Here is a 23503-nt window from a genome sequence, read left to right on the forward strand (position 1 = left end):
CGTCCCGATATCCAAAGTCCACAAGCGCCAAAACCCTGCACAAAGCAGGGGATAGCGCGGGTTTCACTCGCAAGGACGGCTTTTTTGTAGCACCTCTGACAATTCGTCTATCACACTTGGCGGCAGCTTGCGAATATTCCGCGCCAATCCGTTCGCCAGCATCGTGTATTGCGGTGGCAAACCTGCGGTATCGATGACAACCCGAGGGTCTGACGTGCCAGCCAGCGAGAAAAGCTCTTCTGCCTCGTCCCAGATGATGTTGAAATATCCGGCAATGCGCTGGAGCAGATCAAAGCTCGGCTTGCCGCGTTTTCCATGTTCCAGCGCCGAGAGATAGGCGGGCGACACACCAATCGCTGCAGCCATCTGCTTCTGCGTCACGCCCTTTTTCTCGCGCAGAACCCGAACCGCCTCTGCAAACGGCGTCATGACGTGTCTCCGCGCCGACGTGCCAGCCGCACGTAGAGAGCGCCATCGCCACCGTGGTTCATGGAAGCGTCTTCGTACGATGAGATGAGATGGCGGTATTCCGGTTTGGAAAACCACATCGGCACGGCACGCTTCAACGCGCCCTCACTGCCCATGGAGCGCCCCTTGCCGGTGATGACGAGAACGTGCCGCAGTCCGCGCTCATGGGCGCGAACGAGAAAATCGAGCAGCACCGCATGGGCCTCGCTCTGAAACATGCCGTGCAGATCGATCCGCGCTTCGAGCGGCAGGCGACCACGGGTCAGCTTGCGTTTGACCGGTCTTTCGAGAGGGCTGTGAATGCGCTTGCGATCCGGGTCCGCCACGACGGATTGCGGTTGCGGCTCGATAATCATCTTGGGGAAAGGCGGGATGGGTTTCTTCGCAGTTTTTGACTGCGGTTGCGGCTCTGGATCGATCTCGGCTTCCAGCGCTTCAAATTCCATCAGGGCTTCCACGCGCCCGGAAATCAGCCGCGTCGTCTTGGCAACTTTGCCCCACAGAATGCGCTCATCCCTGCCCAGTTTGCGGCCACCCTTCATGACCGATACCTCTCAGCCGCCCCACGGGGAATGAGGATATAAAAATCTGCCGGGTTGCGCACCGTGCCGGCCAGCTCTCCCGCCTCATCGCCAGAGCCGGTGAAAATATCGCCACGCGCCGGCCCAACGATGGCCGAGCCGGTATCCAGCGCCAGCATGAGACGGCCGAAGGGCTTTCCCTCATCCAGATGCGTCAGGCTTGGTGAACTGATGAAAAAGGGAAAGCCGAATGTGTGGATCAGGCGATCCACCGCAAGCGCCCTGCCCGCGACAAGCGGAACTTTGGCAGCCGCAATAGGCCCAAGCTCCAGCCCTTCCACATCGGCCTCACGGAAGAAGATGTAAGAGCGATTGTGCCAGAGAACCTCGTCCACCTTGTCAGGATTGTGCGCCAGCCACTGCCGGATGGTCTGCATCGAAATGGTCTGAGGATCAAGTTCACCCCTGTCCAGCAGCAGACGGCCAATGGCGGAGAATGGATGGCCAGCCTTCGCGGAATAGGTAATGCGCCGGATGGTGCCATCGCTGTAGCGAAGCCTTGCCGCACCCTGCACATGCACGAAAAACAGATCGACCCGCGATTTTGCCCAAGCGATTTCCAGCCCTCGACCATCCAGATAGCCGCGGTCGATTTCGCCCCTGTCTGGATAGGGAGAGATCACGCCATCCCGCTGCAAACCAAAAGCGTAATAGGGATCCATCTCCGCTGGCCGGTTGGTCTCATCTAGGTCGATCAGATCAGGCGGGCGGCGATAGATCGGATATTTGAATGTCTCGTCAGGCGTGGCCGAAACCATAAGCTCCGGTTCGTAAAAGGCAGTGACGAAACCGCTTTTTGCCGATGACGGCGTTATTTTAAAGGGAACGCAATGGGTCTCGAAAAATAGCCGGGCGGCGCGGGCGTCTTTGAAGCCGCTCACATCCACGGCCTCCAGCAACCCCACAAGCTCCTCAGCGCTCAATCCCAGTGAGCCGGTGCGGTAAGGTTTTGCCTGGCGCAGGTGGGCCAGAATGGATTGCATGGCCGGGAATAGCGGCGAAGGGTCGTCTGCCTGCCAAGCTGGCAGTTCAGCAAACGATACCTCTTCGAGGGCAAAATCCCGGCCAGCGCTGCTCATTGTTCAGATTCGGTCGCAATCAGCTTCCAGTTCGGATCGCGTGAGCGAATGTCGCGCGCAAACGTCCAGATGTCATCGACCTCGGAAACAGCTTCCGGGTCGCCATCGATCAGCGCACCGTCCTTGTCGTAGGTTGCCGAAATCAGCTGGCTAATGATGCGAAGGGTGATCTGCTCTTCGGAATCGCGAATGCTGGCGTGGGTGATGTCGATCTTTTCAGTGCCAACAAAGGTCGATTTCACCACCTCGCCGCGCTTTTCGCGCTCGGCGATCGCAGCAACAAAACCGTCATAGACTTCCTTGGAGAGGAGGTTCTTGAGCGACTTTCTGTCACCATCAGCAAAGGCGGTCACGATCATCTCGTAAGCCATCCGCGCACCGTTGAGGAACTCCTTCGGACGGAATGTCGGATCGGTCTTGTTCAACTCACGCAGCGAATCATTCAGCGCAGATCCAACTGGGGCGATGGCATCGATTTCCGCGAAGCGATTTTCCTCTTCGCCTTCGCCGCGTTTCGGCAAGGTCACGACCTTGTTATCGTCTGCAGGCGATTTTGCCATGTCACGCGGGCTGTAAGGGTCGACAGGTGGCTTTTCGTTGCCAGTTCGACGACCAAGGACGCTGCGCAACTGAAGGAAAATCAGCACCGCAGCCACGAGGAAAAACAATGTAATAAAGTCGCTTGAGCCCATCTTTTACCGAAACCGCCATTTAAATCTAATTTTCTACACATCATATAGTCTGCATCTGCCCATCATTCAAACGGACAGATGCAATCGCCGGTTTCCAGAGGTGGTCGAATGGGCGATATGGTTTGTTTTTACACGTCGGATCTGCCTGAAAGAGCATTGATGTTTGCGGCCGATCCCTGAACTCCGTCAGTGAATGCGTTCTGATAAAGGTCAAGAGAACGCGTCGCGCTCTCATCGTTTGCAAGGCTTCAATATGCGTTTCTCATTTCTGCCCGTCATCGTTCTTGCGATGCCCATTCTGGAAATTGCCGGTTTCATCGTGGTTGGAAAGGCGCTCGGTCTGTGGTTGACGCTCGGCCTTGTGCTATTCACCTCATTCCTCGGTTTGATGATCCTGCGCTCCGGCGGGCTTGGCATGGTTCGCGATCTGCAGAATGCGGGCAAGACGGGTGAACAACCGGCACAGGCCATGATCAGCGGCGGCCTGCGGGTCATCGCCGGTATTCTGCTTTTCCTGCCCGGCTTCATCACAGATATCATCGGTCTTCTCCTGCTCGTGCCAGCCGTTCGCGCTCTCATGTGGAAGGCGCTGGGATCGCGTATTGTCGTGGCGGGCGCATTCAGAGGTGCAGGCGCTCGCACATCCAGCGGTCCATCTGGCCATCCCGGCTTTCGCCCCGGTCAGCAGCCGGATGGTGCTTCCAAGGTGGTCGATCTGGATGAGGATGACTTCCACCGTGATGGCCCGAACCAGTCTCCCTGGTCGCCTGACCGGGACAACCGGGACCTGCCAAAACCCTGATCCCCTAAAGTCGGAGGGTTGTAAGGCATTTGTCGAGATGATAGACGGGCTTGCAAGAATTCCATGCTCGAGGACATGATATGACCACTGAAAACGGTGCGCAGGACGGTGCAAACCCTTCCCTCAACATTTTGACCCAGTACACCAAGGATTTGTCGTTCGAAAATCCCGGTGCACCGCGTTCGCTTCAGGCTCGTGATGGCGCACCTGCCATCAACATCAATGTCAACGTCAATGCCAACCCCATTTCCGGGTCGGATTTCGACGTTGTGTTGACGCTGAATGCCGAAGCCAAGGATGGTGACAAGGTTCTTTTCGTTGCTGAGCTGACCTATGGCGGCGTTTTCCGCATCACCGGTTTCCCGCAGGAACACATGCTGCCGGTCCTCTTTATCGAGTGCCCGCGCCTTTTGTTCCCGTTCGCACGCCAGATCATTGCCGACGTAACCCGCAACGGTGGCTTCCCGCCGCTGATGATCGACCCGATCGATTTCTCGCAGATGTTTGCGCAGCGTGTTGCCGAAGAACAGGCCCGCGCCAAGGTTCAGGCCGTACCAAACTAATCCTTCGTCATTGACGAGAGACGACAGAAACCCGGGTCAACGCCCGGGTTTTTTAATGCCTGTATTTGTTCCAGATGGCCTTATCACCCATGGCGAGAACCAGCTTGCCATGGGCGGCAGCTGTTTCCGGGTCCAGTCTCGATGGCAAGGCCCGTGGCCGGACGGGAATATCGATGGGGCCATCATCGACGACATCATTGGTCCGGGCTTTGGTCGCACCGCCGAAACCAAGCGCAGTCTGGCGACCGCCAATCATCTCGATATAGACTTCCGCCAGAAGTTCGGAGTCGAGCAAAGCTCCGTGTCTGGTGCGGTGCGCATTGTCGATACCATACCGGCGGCAGAGCGCATCCAGCGAGTTCGGGCCCATCGGGTGCTTGCGCCGCGCCATGGACAGGGTGTCTGTCACAAGTTCCGGCGACACCGGCTCTATGCCGAGCCTCGCAAACTCCGCATTGATGAAGCCCATATCGAAGGTCGCATTGTGCGCTACCCATCGCGCACCTTCGAAAAAGTCGCGGATCTCCTGCACGACATCTGCGAATTTCGGCTTGTCGCGCAGAAACTCATCGGTAATTCCGTGAACCGCCAGCGCATCGGGGTGCACCTTGCGATCTTCCGGGTTGATATAAAGATGCAGCGTTTTACCCGTCGGGAAATGATTGAAAAGCTCAATCCCGCCGATTTCGATGATGCGGTCAGCCTTGGATTCCAGACCGGTGGTTTCCGTATCGAAAATGATCTCACGCATCGTTGTCTCTTTCCTCTCGCCCTGACCGTAGCGTCTCAAGCACTGAACGCACTTGGTCGCGGGCGTCATCGACGCTGGTGTTGCTGTCGATCACAAAATCAGCGCGTGATCTCTTTTCCTCATCCGGCATCTGCCGTGCAAGGATCAATTCAAATTTCTCTTCCGTCATGCCGGGTCGGGCAAGAACACGCTGGCGCTGTTTCTCCGGCGAACAACTGACCACGACGACTGTATCGACGCGGCTTTCGGCACCGGTCTCGAAGAGCAGCGGTATATCAAGAAGCGCAAATTCGGCATTGGCATGGCGTGCCTGCTCCAGAAATTCATCCTGCTTCTGGCGAACAAGAGGATGGACGATTTTTTCTAGGATTTTAAAATTAGCCGGATTCTGTCGCAGGAAATCTCCGAGTTTCTGCCGGTCAACCTTTCCGTCCTGCGTGGTACCGGGAAAGGCGTTTTCCACCAGTGATACGGCCTCACCCTCATAGAGTTGGTGCACAACGGCATCGGAATCACAGACCGCGACACCCTCTTGTGCAAACAGCTTGGCGGTTGTTGATTTGCCAGTGCCAATCGATCCTGTGAGCCCGATGGTGATCATCAATGACTCGCAATATCGGCGATAATCATTTCTCGCAATTCTTCATCCACCTCAGGCATTGGCCCGAACCATTTCTGAAAGCCGGGTTTTGCCTGATGAAGCAGCATGCCCAATCCGTCCACCGTCGCAAAACCCTGACGCTCAGCCATCGCAAGAATGGGTGTTTGCAGCGGCACATAGACAATATCAGTCACGACGGCACCAGCAGACAATGTCGAGAAATCAATCTCTGGCGCACCATGACCATCCATGCCGAGAGAGGTCGTGTTGACGAAGAGACCGCACCCCGACATCACCTCCTGCAATGCATCGAAGGCATGGGCGTGGACAGTCTTTCCAAACCGATCTTTCAATTCCCTGGCACGATCCACGGTCCGGTTGACCACATGGATGTCTTGATAGCCGCGGTTGCGCAGCGCCTGAATGACCGCACGGCTTGCCCCGCCAGCGCCGAGCACGACAGCCTTGCCGACCTTATCCCAACCCGCATGGCATGCATCGAGATTGGAAACAAAGCCGTAGCCATCTGTGTTGGTGGCATGAATGAGCCCATCTTCCAGCCAAACCGTGTTGGCTGCACCCATTTCCTGCGCAATCTCATCTGGACGATCAGCCAATCGGTAGGCGGATTCCTTATGGGGTATCGTCACGTTGCCGCCGACAAATCCACCATTCGCGCCAGTCTTCAAATCGGACATGAAGGTCGCGAAATTGTCTGGTGCAATCTCAACCGCCTCATAGGTTCCCGCAATGCCGAACCGCTTCAACCAATGCCCATGAATGAGCGGCGAGCGAGAATGCTTCACTGGGTAGCCGGTGACGAAGGCCTTGATGGTTAATGTTTCACGTGAATCAACCATCGATCAAGCCCAATGTGTGAAGTTTCGTTAATAATGGCAGCAGTGGCAGACCTAGGATCGTAAAATAGTCCCCCTCGATAGCGCTGAACAACTGAATGCCCTCGCCTTCAAGCTGATAGGCGCCGACGCTGGACAGCACTTTTTCCCCGACCCGCTCCAGGTGGCGGTGAACAAATGCTGGGTCGAGATCGCGCATCGTCATATCGGCAAATGTCACGATCTCCCAAAGGATCTCGCCATTGCGGGCGATGGCCGCGCCGCAGTTCAAACGATGGGTCTTTCCTGACAATGACATGAGATTGGCATGCGCTTGCGCCATATCTTTAGGCTTGTGATAAATCCTGCTCCCAAGCGACATCGTCTGATCGCAACCCACCACGATGGCGTCCGGCTTCACCGCGCTGACCGCAAGCGCTTTCGCCTTGGCAAGCTCTACGGCAATCCTGTCCGGCGTCGCTCCATCCTTTTCTAACGCCGCATCGATGGCGCGCTCATCAATATCGGCAGGCTCGGCGGAAAATGTCAGTCCAGCATTGCGCATCAACATTTGTCGTGATGCGCTGGAGGAGGCGAGTATCAGCTCTGGTTTCATCAACCGGGGTCTCCAAACAAGGGTGCGAAGGGGATTACCGTGTCCGTGGGCGCAGGGCAAGAATGGCGGCCGCCGTCTCTTCAATCGAGCGCCTCGTCACATCGATCAAGGGCCAGTTGTTGCGGGCGCACAGGGCACGGGCATATTTCAGTTCCTCCATGATGGTGGCGCGGTCAATATATTGTCCCCGATCAAACCCACCCGTCGTGCCAAGCTCACGGTTTTCACGCACCTGCGATATGCGGTCCGACGTTGCGACGAGACCGACGATCAGCGGCTTGGTTGCCTTGTAAAGACTGTCAGGCAAAGGCACGTCCGGCACCACAGGAATATTAGCAGTCTTGATGCCACGATTGGCCAGATAGATGCTGGTTGGCGTTTTCGACGTTCGGCTGATGCCGATGATGACGACATCCGCCTCGTCATAATGTTCCGGCATCTGACCATCATCGTGGTCCATGGCGTAGTTCAGCGCTTCGATGCGGGCAAAATAATCCGCGTTGAGGGCATGCTGCGCACCGACCCTTCGCCGCGAGACCGCACCCAGATAGGTCTGGAAGATGCCGATGACCGGTTCCAGAACATTGACGCAGGGCACGCCGATCACATGACATTGAAGGTCGAGGAACTCGGCCAGCTGCTCATCCACAATGGTATAGAGCACGATGCCCGGTTCTTTATCGATGCTGTCTATGACCTTTTGCAGCTGCTTCTGGTTTCGGATCATCGGATAAACATGCTCAAGCGGCATGGCCGAGTGAAACTGCGCAGAAACCGCCCTGCCCGCGGACATCAGAGTCTCGCCGGTTGAGTCAGAAATCAGGTGCAGATGGAAGAAACTTTTTGGGTTCTCCACGTTGTTTTTCTCTCCCTGTTGATAGAGGTGCACAACATGAGGGCTGGAAGCCATCGCCGGGTCACCGAGCGTATAACTTCCGTTTTATCCACAATTGGCTTTCCGGTGTAGCCAGCAAATCGGTGATTGTGGATTATGGGGAGAGATAATGACGATTAAATTTCATCCAGAGCTTATCCACAGGTCTGGCTATCACGCGCTCTCTCCCAAATCATTGAATCTGCGAATAAATTTCCATTGATCCGCACAGTTTTACCATTTGCCCAGTCCGCTATCCGATTGGATCAGCCTTTCCCACAGATGCGGCATTTAGACTGGATGAATTTTAATCCTTGCTACTCACAGACTCTAAGAAATAGAAAATCATTTAGATCTATTAGATTTTATTTTTAGAGAAGATGTGTGCATGGCTGAGCGAAGCGTAATCCGGGTTCTCAACGGTGAGACACTCACTCCACCTCCGATCTGGCTTATGAGACAGGCAGGACGATATCTGCCGGAGTACCGCGAGACGCGGAAGACGGCAGGGAGTTTTCTCGATCTCTGTTATAATCCAGAGCTTGCGACAGAAGTGACGCTGCAGCCCATCCGTCGTTTCGATCTCGACGCTGCAATTCTGTTTTCAGATATACTCGTGATCCCGGATGCACTGAACCGGAATGTCACCTTCACGGAAGGCCGGGGTCCGGCCATGGACCCGATCAATCCGGAAGAGATCTCTGCCCTGAAGGGTGATGGCGTTCTGTCGCATCTGGCTCCAGTCTTCGAGACGGTCAAGCGCCTGAGACATGAGCTCCCGGAAAAGACCACCCTTCTCGGTTTTTGCGGTGCACCTTGGACTGTCGCGACCTACATGATTGCGGGCCACGGAACACCGGATCAGGCGCCAGCGCGCCTCTTTGGCTATCAGCACCCCGAAGCGATGGAAAAGCTGCTGGCGTTTCTGGCTGAGATGTCTGCCGATTATCTCGTTTCACAGATTGATGCCGGTGCTGATGCCGTTCAGATTTTCGATTCCTGGGCAGGCGTGCTTGGTGAGAAGGAATTTGAAGAATACGCTGTGAAGCCTGTTGCGCGCATCATCGCATCCGTTCGGGCCCGCCGTCCCGGTGCCAAGATCATCGCATTCGCCAAGGGTGCGGGTATTCTCTTGAAGGATTATCGCCAGAAGACGGGAGCGGATGCCATTGGTCTGGATTGGAGCGTTCCCCTGTCCTTCGCTCTGGAGCTTCAGAAAGATGGACCGGTTCAGGGCAACCTCGATCCGATGCGGATGGTTTCCGGCGGCAAGTCTCTCGATGAGGGTATCGACGCCATCCTTCAGGTCCTAGGTAACGGCCCGCTGATCTTCAATCTCGGTCATGGAATCACGCCGCAAGCGGATCCTGAGAATGTCGCCAGACTTGTATCGCATGTTCGCTCCTATGGAGCCAGATGATGAGCGACAACGCACAGACATCGGCCACAGCTGGGCGAAAGACCCGGTTGCGGGCAGGAGCAGCACTGGCTGTCTTCGTTGGCATGGTGGCCGTGGTGCTGCATGTCGATCCGGCTGATGCCTATCTGTGGATCAAGGCGCTTCACATCATCGCTGTCATCTCATGGATGGCGGGTCTGTTCTATTTGCCCCGGCTTTTCATCTATCACACGGATGCAGCCCCGGGCTCCGATAAGTCCGAGACCTTCAAGATCATGGAACAGAGGTTGATGAAGGTCATCATGAACCCTGCCATGATGATTTCCTGGGTGCTCGGGCTCTATCTCGCCTGGTCGGTATATGGCTTTTCGGGTGGGTGGCTTCATGCCAAAATCGCGCTCGTCATTGCCATGACGGTGACGCATGTGTATTTCAGCCGCAGTGTTCGCCGCTTTGCAAGGGATGAAAACACCCGCAATGCCCGTCACTGGCGGTTGATGAATGAAGTTCCAACCCTTCTAATGATCGCAATCGTCATACTTGTGGTTGTGAAACCCTTCGCATAATGGCTCATCACGATAATTTTCTCGGAATTGGTGCTTTCCTCTTGCGGGTTTCGGGTTGAGCCGCTATTTTCCGCACACTCATCTCAATGGCATGTGAATTATTCAGCCGTCTGCGGGACACCCTCAGTACCTGATTCGCGATCAAGCCTTCCCCCACACACATATTTAAAACGGTCTTTCTCTTCATGGCTGAAATGAAGCTTCAGGAACTTAAGAGCAAATCTCCGACTGATTTGCTGACTTTTGCCGAATCCCTGGAAGTCGAAAACGCGAGCACGATGCGCAAGCAGGAGCTCATGTTTGCTATCCTCAAGGTACTGGCGAGCCAGGACGTCGAGATCATTGGTGAAGGTGTCGTTGAAGTTCTTCAGGACGGTTTCGGCTTCTTGCGTTCCGCGAATGCCAACTACCTCCCCGGCCCCGACGATATCTATATTTCGCCATCGCAGATCCGCCGTTTCTCGCTGAAAACAGGCGATACGGTGGAAGGCCCGATCCGTGGACCCAAGGAAGGTGAGCGTTATTTCGCCCTCCTGAAAGTCAACACGATCAATTTCGATGACCCGGAGAAGATCCGTCACAAGGTCCACTTCGACAATTTGACGCCTCTTTACCCGAATGAGCGGTTCAAGCTGGAACTTGAAATTCCGACATCCAAGGACCTCTCTGCCCGCGTGATGGATCTCGTTACGCCGCTCGGCAAGGGCCAGCGTGGATTGATCGTCGCGCCACCGCGCACCGGTAAGACCGTTCTGTTGCAGAATATCGCGCATTCGATCACCGCAAATCATCCAGAATGCTATCTGATCGTGCTTCTCATCGATGAGCGGCCGGAAGAAGTGACGGACATGCAGCGCTCCGTTAAGGGCGAAGTCGTTTCCTCCACCTTCGATGAGCCAGCCGTGCGCCACGTTCAGGTCGCGGAAATGGTCATTGAAAAGGCCAAGCGCCTTGTCGAACATGGCCGTGACGTCGTTATCCTCCTGGATTCGATCACACGTCTCGGACGCGCTTACAACACCGTTGTTCCCTCTTCCGGCAAGGTCTTGACCGGTGGTGTGGATGCGAACGCCCTTCAGAGGCCTAAGCGTTTCTTCGGTGCGGCTCGTAACATCGAAGAAGGCGGCTCGCTGACCATCATCGCGACGGCCCTGATCGATACTGGCAGCCGTATGGATGAAGTCATCTTTGAAGAGTTCAAGGGTACTGGTAACTCGGAAATCGTTCTGGATCGCAAGGTGGCCGACAAGCGCATCTTCCCGTCCATGGATATTCTCAAATCCGGTACGCGTAAGGAAGACCTGCTTGTGCCGCGCCAGGATCTCCAGAAGATCTTTGTCCTTCGCCGGATTCTTGCGCCAATGGGAACGACAGATGCCATCGAGTTCCTGATCGACAAGCTGAAGCAGACAAAGACAAATGGCGATTTCTTCGAATCGATGAACACCTGATTCATCGGCCTGTCTTGTAGCAATGAGTGATAAGGCCGCGTCTGGAAAACGGACGCGGCCAATTCTTTGAGAGGTAGGGAGAACCAGATGGCGCATCGGGAAAGTACAATATATGCGCTTTCAAGTGGGCGGCTGCCAGCGGGTGTCGCCGTGCTGCGCATTAGCGGGTCGGAAGCGTTTAATGCGCTGGCAGCGCTGATCGGCCCTCGACTACCCTCTCCTCGGAATGCGTCCCTTAAAACGATTCGAAACCGAAACAATGAAGTCCTGGATCAGGCTCTTGTCCTTGTGTTTCCCGGTCCTAATTCTTTTACCGGCGAAGATTGCGTGGAAATCCAGCTTCACGGAAGCCTTGCGGTTGTTGACGCGGTGTTTGCCGAGTTGGACGCCATTCCCGGGCTTCGACCTGCCGAAGCCGGAGAGTTTTCTAAGCGCGCCTTTGATAATGGCAAGATGGACCTGCTGGAAGTCGAGGGTCTGGCAGATCTTCTGAAAGCGGAAACGGAAATGCAAAGGCGGCTCGCCGTCGAGCAGACTTCTGGGAGACTGTCAGCGGTTTATGATGGCTGGGCAAACAAGCTCACCCGCTGCCGTGCGTTGATCGAGGCGGAGCTCGATTTCTCGGATGAGGAAGACGTGCCTGACTCCGTAGCGGCGCAGGTTTGGGATGAAGTCGGCAAACTGCACCTGGAGATTTCGCAGCATCTGAGCGGAAGCGCATCGTCGGAAATCATCAGAGACGGCTTTAAGGTGGCTCTCGTAGGCGCGCCCAATGTCGGTAAATCAAGCCTTTTGAATGCACTCAGCGGGCGTGACGTCGCTATCGTAACGGATATCGCTGGGACCACACGCGATGTGATCGACGTCGACCTCAATATCGACGGCTATCTTGTGCGGATCTATGATACTGCTGGTCTGCGGGATACGATCGATCCGGTCGAGGTGGAAGGAATTGCCAGAGCGCGCAGGACTGCTGCCCAGGCTGATCTCGTTCTGCTTCTGACAGATATCGATTCGGTACCGCAACAAATCGAAACGACTGAGGACACGGCTGTCTTGCGACTGGCAACCAAGGCTGATCTGCGCGGTGGAGATGATCTGGCTCACTGCGATCTCGCCATCTCCGCCAAGACAGGCACTGGTCTCGATGTATTGAGATCGGTGATTACCGCTGAAATTCAGAAGCGTGTTGGCTCGAGCCACGCACTGGCGCCCGTTCGCGCTCGCCACAAGAAACGCCTTGAAGAGACGGTGAACTATGTTAGTGATGCGCTGAATTCCGAGGGAATGGACCTTGCGATCAGGTCGGAGTATCTCAGATTGGCGGCGATGTCGCTGGGGCGTATAACCGGACGCGTCGATGTTGAGGATTTGCTCGGTGTGATTTTCTCCGAGTTCTGTATCGGAAAATGATTCACGTGAAACATTGAGCCGGACGCGGCTTCAAGAAACAAGGATTTATTATAATGACATATGATGTCGTTGTAATTGGCGGAGGTCATGCCGGTAGCGAAGCGGCAGCAGCTGCAGCACGTCACGGTGCAAAGACAGCGCTGCTCACCCATAATGCGCAAACAATTGGTATCATGTCCTGCAACCCTGCCATTGGTGGTTTGGGTAAGGGTCATTTGGTCCGCGAAATCGATGCGCTTGATGGATTGATGGGTCGCGTTGCCGATGCGGCTGGCATTCAGTTTCGTATGCTCAACAGAAAAAAGGGTCCTGCCGTCCGGGGACCCCGCACCCAGGCAGATCGCAAGCTCTATAAGCAAGCAATGCAGCGCGAGATCGCTGAGATCGGCAATCTGAGCGTTGTCGAAGGCGATGCCTATGATATCGAGTTCAAGGACGGAGTCATTTCTGCGGTCGTTCTGGCCAGTGGAGAGAAGATCGCTTGCCGTGCAGTTGTCCTAACAAGCGGCACATTCCTTCGAGGCTTGATCCATATCGGTTCCGAAAAGATTCCGGCTGGACGAGTGGGCGAGAAACCTTCCGTTGGTCTGTCGGACACACTGGCGCGTGCTGGCCTTAAAATGGGCCGGCTGAAAACCGGAACGCCGGCGAGGCTTGACGGGAAGACGATCGATTGGGACGCAGTTGAGCGCCAAGGCGCGGACGAGGATCCAATTCCTTTCTCCTTCATGACGGATACGATCTCAAACCGGCAGATCGAATGCGGTGTTACCCGCACCACGCCTGCGGGTCATAAAATTATTCAGGATAATATCCACCTTTCAGCCATGTATTCTGGTCAGATCGAAGGCGTCGGCCCGCGCTATTGCCCGTCGATCGAAGACAAAATCGTTCGCTTCGGCGAGCGTGATGGCCACCAGATATTCCTCGAGCCAGAAGGGCTTGATGACGACACGATATATCCCAACGGTATTTCGACGTCTCTTCCTCTGTCCGTGCAAGAGATGTTCATTCATACGATCCCGGGTCTGGAGAAGGTCAAAATTCTTCAGGCGGGCTATGCGATCGAATATGATTACGTCGATCCCAGAGAATTGCGCCCGTCGCTCGAATGCCGGAAAATTCCCGGTCTGTTTCTGGCTGGGCAAATCAACGGTACAACCGGCTATGAAGAGGCGGCGGCGCAGGGGCTTGTGGCTGGGCTTAACGCTTCGCTACTGGCTAGCAATAGTGCTCCCCTGCATTTCAGCCGGACCGAATCCTATATCGGCGTCATGATTGATGATCTGACGTCCAAAGGTGTATCCGAGCCATACCGCATGTTTACGTCTCGTGCCGAGTACCGCTTATCGCTTCGCGTCGATAATGCAGACCTTCGGTTGACGCCGGTTGGTCTGGCGGCTGGCATTGTCGACGCATCGCGTGCGAAGCGATACGGTGAATTTGTAGATGACCTTGACCAGGCGCGTACCCGTCTGCAGGATTTTTCCATTACGCCATCGCAAGCTGGCGTCCACGGGTTGAAGCTCAACCGCGATGGGCAGAGGCGAACAGCTTATGAACTCCTTGCCTATCCTGATACAACCGTTGACAGCCTTAAGCAGGTCTGGCCTGAGCTTTCCGCTTTGTCTCCGAAAATCGCTGAGGTTCTGGAAATCGAAGCGAGCTACGCGGTCTATATGAAGCGTCAGCATGCTGACATCGTCGATATCAAGCGTGATGAAGACCGAGCCATACCGGATGACTTCGATTTTACACAGCTGTCCGGCCTTTCGAGCGAGTTGAAGCAGAAGCTTCAGGCCGCCCGCCCTACCAGCATTGCGCAGGCAGCGAGAGTGGATGGAATGACACCCGCTGCGATTTCGCTTATCCTTGCCTTGGTGAGAAAAGGCTCGGCTTCCACCAATGAAAAGCGCACAGCACAGCTATAACGAGTCCTAGCATGATGATAAACGGCCAGAGTGTTTCACGTGAAACACAAGAACGACTCGAGCATTTTGTCGAGCTTTTCAAGAAATGGAATGCCACGACAAATCTGGTGGCTCCCTCCACTCTTCCAGAGCTATGGTCGCGCCACATTGCCGATAGTGCCCAGATATTCCATCTGTCCCCCCAGTCCCGAACTTGGGTAGACCTGGGTAGTGGTGGGGGTTTTCCGGGCATTATCACGGCCATTCTGCTGGCCGAGCAGCAGGATGGATGGGTTCATCTCGTTGAAAGCAATAATAAGAAAGCCGGATTCCTGCGAGTTGCGCTGAAAGAAACCGGCGCACGCGGCTCGGTCCATCCGGTTCGAATCGAAACTGCGCCTTCGCTTGTAGGTCCCTGTGATGCTGTCTCTGCACGCGCACTGGCAGAGCTTGATGCATTGTTTGATTACATCCATCCGTGGGTCGTTTTGAACGGTGAATTGCGTTCCTATCTCAACAAAGGCAGGGATTACGAAGCCGAGGTGCAGAAAGCCCGTATTCGTTGGGATTTCGATCTGATAAGACATCAAAGCAGTATAGAAGCGAGCTCTGTAGTGCTCGAAATCAGTGATCTACGTCGAAAAGCTGATTGACCAGGTCAGGTACGGCATCATGTTTGAAAAAAATCGCATCATTACGATCGCCAATCAAAAGGGTGGTGTGGGAAAGACGACCACGGCCATCAATCTGGCAACCGCTTTGGCGGCAATTGGTGAGCGTGTTTTGCTGGTTGATCTGGATCCACAGGGCAATGCGAGCACGGGACTTGGCATAGACCGTCGCGAACGCAAGCTGTCATCCTACGATCTGTTGATCGGGGCCAATTCGATCAGCGAAGTGGTCGTGCCCACAGCCGTTCCCAATCTCGACATTGTCGCATCGACAATGGATTTGCTGGGCTTCGAGATGGAAGTGGCGAACGCGTCCAACCGCGTCTTTCTGTTGCGGAGCGCTTTGCATTCGGCGGAGGCGCTGGCCTATTCCTACATCCTGGTTGACTGCCCGCCTTCGTTCAATTTGCTGACGATGAATGCCATGGCAGCAGCGCATTCCGTTCTGGTCCCTCTTCAGTGCGAATTCTTTGCACTGGAAGGTCTCAGCCAGTTGCTGGATACGGTCAATCAGATACGCGGCACGGTCAATCCGGCCCTCGATATCCAAGGCATCGTTCTGACGATGTTCGATTCTCGCAACAATCTCGCGCAACAGGTTGTGAACGATGTTCGCACGCATCTTGGGGAAAAGGTCTACCACACTCTCATCCCTCGGAATGTCCGGGTTTCTGAAGCGCCTTCCTATGGTAAGCCAGCGATCCTGTATGATCTGAAATGTGCGGGCAGCCAGGCCTATTTGCAGCTTGCGTCCGAAGTCATTCAGCGTGAACGCTTGCGGAAGGCGGCGTAGCAAGGCTTGCTGTCTGGATTGTTGACGGCTAACGCCTCTGATATCCTGACGTAAGCGGTTAAGCCAGTTTGGGCTGGCAGGTTATTTTGGAGTATTTTTCATGAGCGACGATCTATCCAAACGCCGGTTGGGGCGCGGCCTTGCCGCATTGATTGGCGAGATGGACCAGCCTCTGCCTGTTGGCGGAGAGCAGCGTCCCGTGAGCCCGGACCGGATGATCCCAATTGAGTTCATCGCTCGTAGTCCGCGCAATCCACGTCGTCATTTTGACGAGAATGAGCTTCAGGATCTGGCGTCATCAATCCGGCAGCATGGCATTGTTCAACCTGTCGTTGTGAGGACGGTTGAACCAAACCGCTACGAGATTATCGCTGGCGAGCGCCGCTGGCGCGCCGCGCAGCTGGCAGGGTTCACCGAAGTGCCTGTTATCGTGCGTGACGTGGATGATCGCACGGCGCTGGAGCTTGCGATCGTTGAAAACGTTCAGCGCTCGGACCTGAACCCGCTTGAAGAAGCGCTTGGTTATGACCAGCTGATTGCCGAGCATGGTTATACGCAGAATGATCTCGGTGAAATCATTGGCAAGAGCCGCAGCCATGTTGCCAACAGTCTGCGCCTTTTGAAGCTGCCGGATGCTGTTCGTGACATGCTGGCTGAAGGTACGCTTTCGGCAGGCCATGCGCGTGCGCTCGTGCCAACATCTGATCCGACCTATCTGGCGCGCAATATCGTTTCGCGCGGCCTATCGGTTCGAGATGCTGAGCGCCTGGCCCAGGCGGACATCAGAGCGCAGCTTGATCCCATGCATTCCCGCAAGCCGGAACATGAAAAGGATTCCGACACGATTGCGTTGGAGCGTACGCTGGCCGACGCTCTAGGCCTGGATGTGAAGATCAATCACAAGGGCACGGGCGGGCATATCCGCATCAACTACCGCACGTTGGAGCAGTTGGAAGCCGTTTGCCGCCTGCTCGAACAGAATTAAGCTCTATTGCGCTTAGCTAGTGATCAGGATCGTCGGGGGCGGTGCCCTCGTCGATCAAAAATCTATTGCGCGCCCTTTGATTTCCCAATCCCCGAAGCGCACCGGCTCGGCGCCACCACGTCCACCCGTTTCCGGGGGCAGTTCCATCTCTTTCGCCTGCCTGCGGCGTTGCTCTGCTTCCGCCAGCGCGCGCTCGGCGGCGGGTGACAGAACTTTTACGACATCATTGTTATTGTCGTGTTCGGGCGTATCCATATCTCAGACCTCATGACGCGATATTGAAAAGCGTTTCTTCGTCACCCAGATTATAGAAGTCGTGGGCTTGATAAGCAATTTCACTTTTTGCGGAGATTTTTGATGAACATGATGCGTACTGCCATGTTGTTGGCGTTCATGACAGCCTTGTTCATGGGTCTCGGTTTCCTCATCGGTGGGCGGGGCGGCATGATGATCGCGCTGCTGTTTGCGGCGGGCATGAACCTGTTTTCCTACTGGAATTCAGACAAGATGGTGCTGAAGGCCTATCACGCGCAGGAGATTGACGAGCATAATGCGCCCGAATTCTTCTCGATGATCCGTGATCTCTCTCACAATGCCAATCTGCCGATGCCGAAAGTCTATGTCTATGACAGCCCGCAGCCGAACGCCTTCGCAACCGGCCGCAATCCTGAGAACGCGGCGGTCGCAGCATCCACAGGCCTGATGGAGCAATTGACGCCGAATGAGGTGGCGGCAGTTATGGCGCATGAGCTTGCGCATATTCAGAACCGTGACACATTGATCATGACCATAACCGCGACGCTCGCGGGTGCTATTTCGATGCTTGGCAATCTCGCCTTCTTCATGGGCGGCAATCGCGAGAACAACAATCCGCTCGGCTTTATCGGTGTGATCGTCGGTATGATCGTTGCGCCCTTTGCTGCCATGCTGGTGCAAATGGCCATCAGCCGCACACGGGAATATTCTGCCGACCGTCGCGGTGCGGAAATATGCGGTAACCCATTGTGGCTGGCTTCGGCGCTGCAGAAGATTTCAGGCGCTGCGCAACGCATTCACAATGAGGATGCCGAGCGCAATCCCGCCACAGCGCATATGTTTATCATCAATCCGCTCTCCGGCCAGAAGATGGACAACCTGTTTTCGACCCATCCGAATGCCGAAAACCGGATTGCGGCTTTGCAAGCCATGTCACAGGAATTTTCTCGACCATCGACCTATCAGCCTACAAGTGCTAAGCCGGTCCGCAAATCACGCTCCGTCCCGAATATTGGTGGCGGAAAAGAAGACAATAATGAGCGTAAAGGTCCCTGGTCTTGACATCCGATTCCTCTGCCAAACCGGCAAAACAGTTTAAACGTCGCCCGTCTGGTAGAAATGTCGACTCATCCGAATTCGAGGGTGAGTGGAAGCCCGGCCTTGGGTCGCGCGTTGCTGCGGTTAAAATCCTGTCGGCGGTTCTCGACAAGCAGACCTCCCTTGACGGGATGATGGATGCTGAAAACGGCAATCCGGTCTATCGGGCGCTGAGTGTGGCGGACCGTGCTCTGGTGCGCGCTATCGTCAACACTGCACTTCGCCATCTGCCGCGCATCGAGCATGCGCTTGGCATGCTGCTGGACGGCCCCCTGCCCCAGGGTGCGCGCTCCTTGCACCATGTTCTCGTGGTTGGTGCGGCGCAGATGCTTTATCTCGATGTGCCTGACCATTCGGCGGTCGATCTCGCCGTTGAGCAGGCCCATCGCGACCCGCGCAACAAACGTTTCGTGAAACTCGTCAATGCTGTCTTGCGCCGTCTGGGCCGTGAAAAAGACGCGGTGCTCGAGGCCGTCAGCACCATTCCGGTTTTGCCGAAGTGGTTCTATAGCAGGCTTGCCAAGGTTTACGGAGAGGACGCTGCGGCGCGCATGGCGCAAGCCCAGCTCATTCCGTCGGTCATCGATATTACCGTCAAATCTGAGCCTGAACTCTGGGCCGAAAAGCTGAACGGCCAGGTGATGCCGAATGGCACTGTCCGCCTAGGTTCTTTCGAGGGCTCTGTCTCGGCGCTTGAAGGTTTCGATCAGGGCGAATGGTGGGTGCAGGACTTTTCAGCCAGCATGCCGGTGCGCCTGATGGGCGATCTCAAGGGTAAGCGCGTGGCTGACCTGTGTGCTGCCCCCGGAGGCAAGACCGCGCAGCTTATTCTGAGCGGTGCAGCGGTCACGGCGCTGGACCAATCTGGCAACCGGCTGAAGCGGCTTCGTGAAAACCTGGGCCGCCTCCAAATGCAGGCGGAACTGGTTGAAACCAACATGCTCAAGTTTCAGCCGACGGAGCTTTTCGATGCCGTTCTGCTAGATGCACCCTGCTCTTCCACGGGAACTCTGCGCAAGCATCCTGATGTTTGCTGGACCAAGGATGAGAAGGATATCGCCAAGCTTGCCGGTTTGCAGGAGCAGATGTTGCGCCACGCCATAACGCTGGTCAAGCCGGGCGGCATCGTCGTCTTTTCCAATTGCTCCCTCGACCCATCCGAGGGTGAAGAGATGGTCGCCAAGGTTCTGGCCAGTGAAACATCGCTTGAACGGGTGCCTGTGACGGTCGACGCTTTCCCCGGAATGGAGATTGCGGTCAACCCCGATGGCGACCTTCGCACGACACCTGACATGTTCGGTGGTGTCGATGGCTTCTACGCCACGGTCCTGCGCCAGGTTTGAAAGCCTAATTCTCCCGACAGCCCACACAAGACGCTCCCTTTGAGGCCCTTGCCATATCGCCCTTAGCGATCTGGCCGGGGTTGGAGCCTTGTCGTGACTGCGTATATTTTGTTAACGGAATATGAAGTTTTCCGTGAAAGATTAAATGATTGTTTCAATGCTGGACAGAACCCCTTGGTCTTCGTGCCAACATAAATCTTTGCGCGGAGGGGAAACACACGTTTGGTAAAATCCCTGAACAGTCGCTTCGGTACCGCAGGCTTGTTTCTACGCACCCTCAGAACTCATGTGATGACCGAGGTTGCGGTTCTGCGTCTGAAGGTCCTGAAGCTCGCAGATCGCGCGCCTCGCGGCCTTGTCGCAGCGCCCACAGATTTGCGTGCTGCCGATCCCTACGTCGCGCAGGAACTTGTCCATGGGCGCATCGCTCTGGGCGGGCGTATTCTCGACACTGGCGGGGCATCGCCCTTTTCCATGGAAATGCCGTCTCTGGCATTTGAAGAAAGGCTGCATGCTTTCAGCTGGTTGAGGCATGTTCGGGTGGCGAAGTCCGAGGAAGCCTGCATTCGTGCCCGCATGTTGGTTTCCGACTGGATGTCCCAGCACGGGCGCAAGATCAAGGGCGTTGCGTGGGCACCTGAAACAACGGCGCAGCGGTTGATTGCGTGGCTGTCGCACTCCCCTGTCATTCTTCAGAATGCCGATGCGGGCTTCTATCGCCGCTTCCTTCGAAATCTCGGCTATCATGTCGCCTATCTCAACTTCATCGCAAAATATGCGCCGGATGGTGAAATCAGGCTGAAGATCCGCATTGCGCTTGCTATTGCGTCTATCGCGCTGCCCAACCGGCCAGCGCGGATGGCGCATATTGGCATGAAGCTTGATCGCGAGCTGGAGCGACAGGTGCGGCCAGACGGTGGGCATGTCTCTCGTAACCCTCGTATCATGCTGGAATTGCTGCTCGATCTGCTGCCGCTTCGGCAAAGCTACATCAATCTGGGCCATGACGTGCCGCCTGGGCTTGTGCCGGCCATAGACCGCATGTTTCCTGCACTTCGCTTCTTCCGCCATCAGGATGGCGATCTGGCTCTTTTCAACGGGTCTACGGCGACGCTTGCGAATGAGCTTGCCTCTGTTCTGCGCTATGATGAAACCTCGGGGCGTCCCTCCCGGGCCTTGCCTGATATTGCCTATCAACGTCTCTCGGCGGAAGACACCGTCATCATCGTTGATACGGGTACGCCGCTGTCCATGGCGCTGTCGCGGGGAGCCCATTGTGGCTGCCTGTCTTTCGAGATGTCTTCGGTCCGCAACCGGTTCATCATCAATTCCGGCTTTCCTTCCTATGCCACAATGGATTTCCGGCGGGCCAGCCGTTCGACTGCTGCCCATTCTACATTGACGATTGAGGATACGTCCTCGTCGCGTCTGTCCCGCTCTCGGCTTCTTGGGCCTATCATGGTGGCAGGCATCAGCGGGGTTAAGGTTCAGCGTGAGACGGACCCGAACGGAGCGGATACGCTGACAGCGTCTCATGATGGGTATCTGAGGGAGTTCGGCTACATTCATGAGCGTGAGCTTTCCCTGGCGGCTCTTGGCAACAAGATCAAAGGCCGCGATCTGGTTCGGTTGGCAGATGAGGACCAGAAACAAGTGCCTGCTTTGGTCGAGGCTGTTTCACGTTTCCATATTCATCCGGCCATCGAGCTTGAGCGGCTGGATGATGACACGGTGATGATGCGTGCTGCAGACGGAACAAGCTGGGTGTTTTCAGCACCCGGCCAACCTGTGACCATCTCTGACGATGTCTTTATGGCAGATGCCTCCGGCATACGCCCCTCGCAACAGTTGGAAATCCGGTTTGAGGTTTCGGGCACGCGAGACATCCGTTGGCTTATTGAAAGAAAGCTCTAGGCATCCAAGCATCGCTTATCGGTGAAAAATCTGCGTTGATGTTCCGCTTATGCCTGCGTTCTGTTTATTAATGGGCGAAGCTGTGCTAACGCGGGGCAACCGCCGGAACGAGAGATTTCCGGCCTTTCCTCCACCATGTACGGAGTTGCCCGATGGCCGTCGTTTCCAAGAAGATTCCCGCACCCGATAAGGTCAAGATCCGCACCGCCTTGCTGTCGGTCTCTGACAAGACAGATATTGTCGAACTTGCTGGTGCTCTCGTCAAACTTGGCGTCAAGCTTCTGTCGACGGGCGGAACATCCAAGGCGATTGCCGATGCGGGACTGCCGGTGACGGATGTGTCCGATATCACGAAATTTCCGGAAATCATGGATGGTCGCGTCAAGACGCTGCACCCCAACGTCCATGGCGGCCTTTTGGCGATCCGGGATGATGCGGACCATGTCGACGCGATGAAGCTGCATGGTATCGAAGCCATCGATCTCTCGATCATCAATCTCTATCCGTTTGAAGAGGTCCGCGCCAAGGGCGGCGATTATCCGACGACGGTTGAGAATATCGACATTGGTGGCCCGGCCATGATCCGTGCATCGGCCAAGAACCATGCCTATGTGACTGTCATTACCGACCCAAGCGATTATCCAGAGCTGCTAGAAGCATTGCAGGCCGATGATGGCCAGACGAGCTACGCGCTTCGCCAGCGCTTTGCCGCCAAGGCCTATGCCCGCACCGCTGCCTATGATGCCGTAATTTCCAACTGGTTTGCCGAAGCGCTGTCTATCGAAGCGCCGCATTACCGCGCAATTGGCGGCGTGCTGAAAGAAAAGATGCGTTATGGTGAAAACCCGCACCAGAGCGCCGGTTTCTACCTGACAGGCGACAAGCGTCCGGGCGTTGCCACGGCGAAGCTTTTGCAGGGCAAGCAGCTTTCCTACAACAACATCAATGACACCGACGCAGCTTATGAGCTTGTGGCGGAATTCCTTCCCGAATCTGCTCCTGCCGTTGCCATCATCAAGCATGCCAACCCTTGCGGCGTGGCAACGGGTGCGACCCTGCTGGATGCCTATAAGCGGGCGCTGGCTTGTGATCCTGTCTCGGCCTTTGGCGGTGTCATCGCGCTCAACCGCACGCTCGATGCGGAAACGGCTGAGGAGATCATTCAGCTTTTCACCGAAGTCATCATCGCGCCTGACGTGACCGAAGAGGCCCGCCTGATTGTTGCCCGCAAGCCGAATTTGCGGCTTCTGTCTGCCGGTGGTCTGCCGGATGCCCGCGCGCCGGGCATCACCGCAAAGACGGTTTCCGGCGGTCTTCTGGTTCAGAGCCGTGACAACGGCATGGTTGAAGATCTCGACCTCAAGGTCGTGACCAACCGCGCACCGACACCGCAGGAGCTTGAGGACATGAAGTTTGCCTTCAAGATTGCCAAGCACGTGAAATCCAATGCGGTCATTTATGCCAAGGACGGGCAGACTGCAGGTATTGGTGCTGGCCAGATGAGCCGTATCGATTCAGCCCGTATTGCGGCGCAGAAGGCCGAAGATGCGGCCAAGGCCATGGGCCTTGCCGAGCCGCTGACCAAGGGTTCAGCAGTTGCATCCGAAGCGTTCTATCCCTTTGCGGATGGTCTTCTGGCAGCGATTGCGGCTGGTGCGACGGCGGTTATCCAGCCGGGTGGATCGATGCGCGATCAGGACGTGATCGATGCCGCCAATGCCCATGGCGTGACCATGGTGTTTACGGGAATGCGTCACTTCAAGCATTGATGAGAATGGTTTTGGCGGGTGCTTTAAGAGGACCCGCCAACCTTCACGTAGACGAATGTTTCACGTGAGACAC

General features: G+C 55.8%; 24 protein-coding genes. 14 read left to right on the forward strand and 10 right to left on the reverse strand.

Translation table 11 applies throughout. The features are described from left to right. Positions 1-63: 63 nt before the first annotated feature. Genes IFT53_RS12745 through IFT53_RS12760 form a run of 4 tightly spaced genes read right to left on the reverse strand, consistent with a single transcriptional unit; the run spans position 64 to position 2820 of the window. Entirely contained in the window at positions 64-429 is a 366-nt protein-coding gene (locus IFT53_RS12745; protein ID WP_192065106.1) for a helix-turn-helix domain-containing protein, read from the reverse strand. Beyond that, positions 426-1010, reverse strand: coding sequence for a Smr/MutS family protein (locus tag IFT53_RS12750; RefSeq protein WP_192065108.1), 585 nt, complete (start codon positions 1008-1010; stop codon positions 426-428). The genes IFT53_RS12745 and IFT53_RS12750 overlap by 4 nt, the downstream gene beginning before the upstream one ends. Continuing rightward, complete coding sequence (gene mltA, locus IFT53_RS12755; protein WP_192065109.1) at positions 1007-2128, reverse strand: murein transglycosylase A; 1122 nt, start codon at positions 2126-2128, stop codon at positions 1007-1009. Before mltA ends, IFT53_RS12750 begins: the two co-directional genes overlap by 4 nt. After that, positions 2125-2820: a Tim44/TimA family putative adaptor protein gene (locus IFT53_RS12760; protein WP_192065111.1), complete on the reverse strand. Its 696-nt coding sequence runs from the start codon at positions 2818-2820 to the stop codon at positions 2125-2127. The genes mltA and IFT53_RS12760 overlap by 4 nt, the downstream gene beginning before the upstream one ends. A gap of 253 nt (positions 2821-3073) precedes the next feature. On the opposite strand from IFT53_RS12760, the gene IFT53_RS12765 reads away from it, so the two are divergent. Next, the gene (locus tag IFT53_RS12765) at positions 3074-3622 is read left to right on the forward strand and encodes an FxsA family protein (RefSeq protein WP_192065113.1); all 549 of its coding nucleotides are present in this window, start codon (positions 3074-3076) and stop codon (positions 3620-3622) included. Between the two features lie 80 nt (positions 3623-3702). Then, entirely contained in the window at positions 3703-4185 is a 483-nt protein-coding gene (gene secB, locus IFT53_RS12770) for a protein-export chaperone SecB (protein WP_042615668.1), read from the forward strand. A gap of 52 nt (positions 4186-4237) precedes the next feature. Here secB and dnaQ read toward each other — a convergent pair whose 3' ends face one another. From dnaQ to IFT53_RS12795, 5 genes are read right to left on the reverse strand one after another with little or no spacing between them, the layout of a single operon-like run. Continuing rightward, positions 4238-4936 carry a DNA polymerase III subunit epsilon gene (dnaQ, locus tag IFT53_RS12775; protein WP_192065115.1) on the reverse strand — a complete coding sequence of 233 codons (699 nt, stop codon included), beginning with the start codon at positions 4934-4936 and terminating at the stop codon, positions 4238-4240. Next, positions 4929-5537, reverse strand: coding sequence for a dephospho-CoA kinase (gene coaE, locus IFT53_RS12780; RefSeq protein ID WP_192065117.1), 609 nt, complete (start codon positions 5535-5537; stop codon positions 4929-4931). Before coaE ends, dnaQ begins: the two co-directional genes overlap by 8 nt. After that, a complete protein-coding gene (locus tag IFT53_RS12785) occupies positions 5537-6397 on the reverse strand; it encodes a shikimate dehydrogenase (protein ID WP_192065119.1) in 861 nt (286 codons plus the stop codon). The genes coaE and IFT53_RS12785 overlap by 1 nt, the downstream gene beginning before the upstream one ends. After that, positions 6390-6989, reverse strand: a complete 600-nt coding sequence (locus IFT53_RS12790; RefSeq protein ID WP_192065121.1) for a Maf-like protein — start codon at positions 6987-6989, stop codon at positions 6390-6392. The genes IFT53_RS12785 and IFT53_RS12790 overlap by 8 nt, the downstream gene beginning before the upstream one ends. Positions 6990-7023: 34 nt before the next feature. Next, positions 7024-7845 (reverse strand): pyruvate, phosphate dikinase/phosphoenolpyruvate synthase regulator, encoded by an 822-nt coding sequence (locus tag IFT53_RS12795; RefSeq protein ID WP_192065123.1) that lies wholly within the window; start codon positions 7843-7845, stop codon positions 7024-7026. A gap of 406 nt (positions 7846-8251) precedes the next feature. Between IFT53_RS12795 and hemE the strand changes: the two genes are divergently transcribed. The 8 genes from hemE to IFT53_RS12835 all read left to right on the forward strand — a co-directional run bounded on the left by hemE (position 8252) and on the right by IFT53_RS12835 (position 17051). After that, entirely contained in the window at positions 8252-9283 is a 1032-nt protein-coding gene (hemE, locus tag IFT53_RS12800; protein ID WP_192065125.1) for a uroporphyrinogen decarboxylase, read from the forward strand. Beyond that, entirely contained in the window at positions 9283-9828 is a 546-nt protein-coding gene (gene hemJ, locus IFT53_RS12805; protein WP_192065127.1) for a protoporphyrinogen oxidase HemJ, read from the forward strand. The genes hemE and hemJ overlap by 1 nt, the downstream gene beginning before the upstream one ends. Before the next feature lie 185 nt (positions 9829-10013). Then, positions 10014-11279 (forward strand): transcription termination factor Rho, encoded by a 1266-nt coding sequence (rho, locus tag IFT53_RS12810; RefSeq protein ID WP_155398682.1) that lies wholly within the window; start codon positions 10014-10016, stop codon positions 11277-11279. Positions 11280-11366: 87 nt separating this feature from the next. Beyond that, positions 11367-12692, forward strand: coding sequence for a tRNA uridine-5-carboxymethylaminomethyl(34) synthesis GTPase MnmE (gene mnmE / locus IFT53_RS12815; RefSeq protein WP_192065129.1), 1326 nt, complete (start codon positions 11367-11369; stop codon positions 12690-12692). A 53-nt stretch (positions 12693-12745) separates the two neighbouring features. Continuing rightward, complete coding sequence (mnmG, locus tag IFT53_RS12820; RefSeq protein ID WP_197980243.1) at positions 12746-14623, forward strand: tRNA uridine-5-carboxymethylaminomethyl(34) synthesis enzyme MnmG; 1878 nt, start codon at positions 12746-12748, stop codon at positions 14621-14623. Positions 14624-14634: 11 nt separating this feature from the next. After that, complete coding sequence (gene rsmG, locus IFT53_RS12825; RefSeq protein WP_192065131.1) at positions 14635-15255, forward strand: 16S rRNA (guanine(527)-N(7))-methyltransferase RsmG; 621 nt, start codon at positions 14635-14637, stop codon at positions 15253-15255. Positions 15256-15271: 16 nt separating this feature from the next. After that, positions 15272-16066 carry a ParA family protein gene (locus IFT53_RS12830; protein ID WP_342365811.1) on the forward strand — a complete coding sequence of 265 codons (795 nt, stop codon included), beginning with the start codon at positions 15272-15274 and terminating at the stop codon, positions 16064-16066. Between the two features lie 100 nt (positions 16067-16166). Further along, positions 16167-17051, forward strand: a complete 885-nt coding sequence (locus tag IFT53_RS12835; protein WP_192065134.1) for a ParB/RepB/Spo0J family partition protein — start codon at positions 16167-16169, stop codon at positions 17049-17051. Between the two features lie 54 nt (positions 17052-17105). Here IFT53_RS12835 and IFT53_RS12840 read toward each other — a convergent pair whose 3' ends face one another. Continuing rightward, positions 17106-17306, reverse strand: a complete 201-nt coding sequence (locus IFT53_RS12840; RefSeq protein WP_192065136.1) for a DUF1674 domain-containing protein — start codon at positions 17304-17306, stop codon at positions 17106-17108. A 102-nt stretch (positions 17307-17408) separates the two neighbouring features. On the opposite strand from IFT53_RS12840, the gene htpX reads away from it, so the two are divergent. The 4 genes from htpX to purH all read left to right on the forward strand — a co-directional run bounded on the left by htpX (position 17409) and on the right by purH (position 23430). Further along, the gene (gene htpX, locus IFT53_RS12845; protein ID WP_192065138.1) at positions 17409-18368 is read left to right on the forward strand and encodes a zinc metalloprotease HtpX; all 960 of its coding nucleotides are present in this window, start codon (positions 17409-17411) and stop codon (positions 18366-18368) included. After that, the gene (locus tag IFT53_RS12850) at positions 18359-19747 is read left to right on the forward strand and encodes an RsmB/NOP family class I SAM-dependent RNA methyltransferase (RefSeq protein WP_446737674.1); all 1389 of its coding nucleotides are present in this window, start codon (positions 18359-18361) and stop codon (positions 19745-19747) included. Before htpX ends, IFT53_RS12850 begins: the two co-directional genes overlap by 10 nt. A 291-nt stretch (positions 19748-20038) precedes the next feature. Next, positions 20039-21661 (forward strand): heparinase II/III family protein, encoded by a 1623-nt coding sequence (locus tag IFT53_RS12855; RefSeq protein ID WP_192065142.1) that lies wholly within the window; start codon positions 20039-20041, stop codon positions 21659-21661. A 152-nt stretch (positions 21662-21813) separates the two neighbouring features. Then, on the forward strand, positions 21814-23430 hold the full coding sequence (gene purH / locus IFT53_RS12860; RefSeq protein WP_042615653.1) for a bifunctional phosphoribosylaminoimidazolecarboxamide formyltransferase/IMP cyclohydrolase: 1617 nt from the start codon (positions 21814-21816) through the stop codon (positions 23428-23430). Positions 23431-23503: the final 73 nt, after the last annotated feature.

Origin of the sequence: Rhizobium sp. CFBP 13644 (assembly GCF_014842165.1) — a bacterium.
GTDB lineage: Bacteria > Pseudomonadota > Alphaproteobacteria > Rhizobiales > Rhizobiaceae > Agrobacterium > Agrobacterium tumefaciens_C.

Bases quoted from the DNA above. Each gene is read 5' to 3' on its own strand.
- IFT53_RS12745 (WP_192065106.1), bottom strand. From the start codon at position 429: ATGACGCCGTTTGCAGAGGCGGTTCGGGTTCTGCGCGAGAAAAAGGGC.
- IFT53_RS12750 (WP_192065108.1), bottom strand. From the start codon at position 1,010: ATGAAGGGTGGCCGCAAACTGGGCAGGGATGAGCGCATTCTGTGGGGC.
- mltA (WP_192065109.1), bottom strand. From the start codon at position 2,128: ATGAGCAGCGCTGGCCGGGATTTTGCCCTCGAAGAGGTATCGTTTGCT.
- IFT53_RS12760 (WP_192065111.1), bottom strand. From the start codon at position 2,820: ATGGGCTCAAGCGACTTTATTACATTGTTTTTCCTCGTGGCTGCGGTG.
- IFT53_RS12765 (WP_192065113.1), top strand. From the start codon at position 3,074: ATGCGTTTCTCATTTCTGCCCGTCATCGTTCTTGCGATGCCCATTCTG.
- secB (WP_042615668.1), top strand. From the start codon at position 3,703: ATGACCACTGAAAACGGTGCGCAGGACGGTGCAAACCCTTCCCTCAAC.
- dnaQ (WP_192065115.1), bottom strand. From the start codon at position 4,936: ATGCGTGAGATCATTTTCGATACGGAAACCACCGGTCTGGAATCCAAG.
- coaE (WP_192065117.1), bottom strand. From the start codon at position 5,537: ATGATCACCATCGGGCTCACAGGATCGATTGGCACTGGCAAATCAACA.
- IFT53_RS12785 (WP_192065119.1), bottom strand. From the start codon at position 6,397: ATGGTTGATTCACGTGAAACATTAACCATCAAGGCCTTCGTCACCGGC.
- IFT53_RS12790 (WP_192065121.1), bottom strand. From the start codon at position 6,989: ATGAAACCAGAGCTGATACTCGCCTCCTCCAGCGCATCACGACAAATG.
- hemE (WP_192065125.1), top strand. From the start codon at position 8,252: ATGGCTGAGCGAAGCGTAATCCGGGTTCTCAACGGTGAGACACTCACT.
- hemJ (WP_192065127.1), top strand. From the start codon at position 9,283: ATGAGCGACAACGCACAGACATCGGCCACAGCTGGGCGAAAGACCCGG.
- rho (WP_155398682.1), top strand. From the start codon at position 10,014: ATGGCTGAAATGAAGCTTCAGGAACTTAAGAGCAAATCTCCGACTGAT.
- mnmE (WP_192065129.1), top strand. From the start codon at position 11,367: ATGGCGCATCGGGAAAGTACAATATATGCGCTTTCAAGTGGGCGGCTG.
- mnmG (WP_197980243.1), top strand. From the start codon at position 12,746: ATGACATATGATGTCGTTGTAATTGGCGGAGGTCATGCCGGTAGCGAA.
- rsmG (WP_192065131.1), top strand. From the start codon at position 14,635: ATGATGATAAACGGCCAGAGTGTTTCACGTGAAACACAAGAACGACTC.
- IFT53_RS12835 (WP_192065134.1), top strand. From the start codon at position 16,167: ATGAGCGACGATCTATCCAAACGCCGGTTGGGGCGCGGCCTTGCCGCA.
- IFT53_RS12840 (WP_192065136.1), bottom strand. From the start codon at position 17,306: ATGGATACGCCCGAACACGACAATAACAATGATGTCGTAAAAGTTCTG.
- htpX (WP_192065138.1), top strand. From the start codon at position 17,409: ATGAACATGATGCGTACTGCCATGTTGTTGGCGTTCATGACAGCCTTG.
- IFT53_RS12855 (WP_192065142.1), top strand. From the start codon at position 20,039: ATGACCGAGGTTGCGGTTCTGCGTCTGAAGGTCCTGAAGCTCGCAGAT.
- purH (WP_042615653.1), top strand. From the start codon at position 21,814: ATGGCCGTCGTTTCCAAGAAGATTCCCGCACCCGATAAGGTCAAGATC.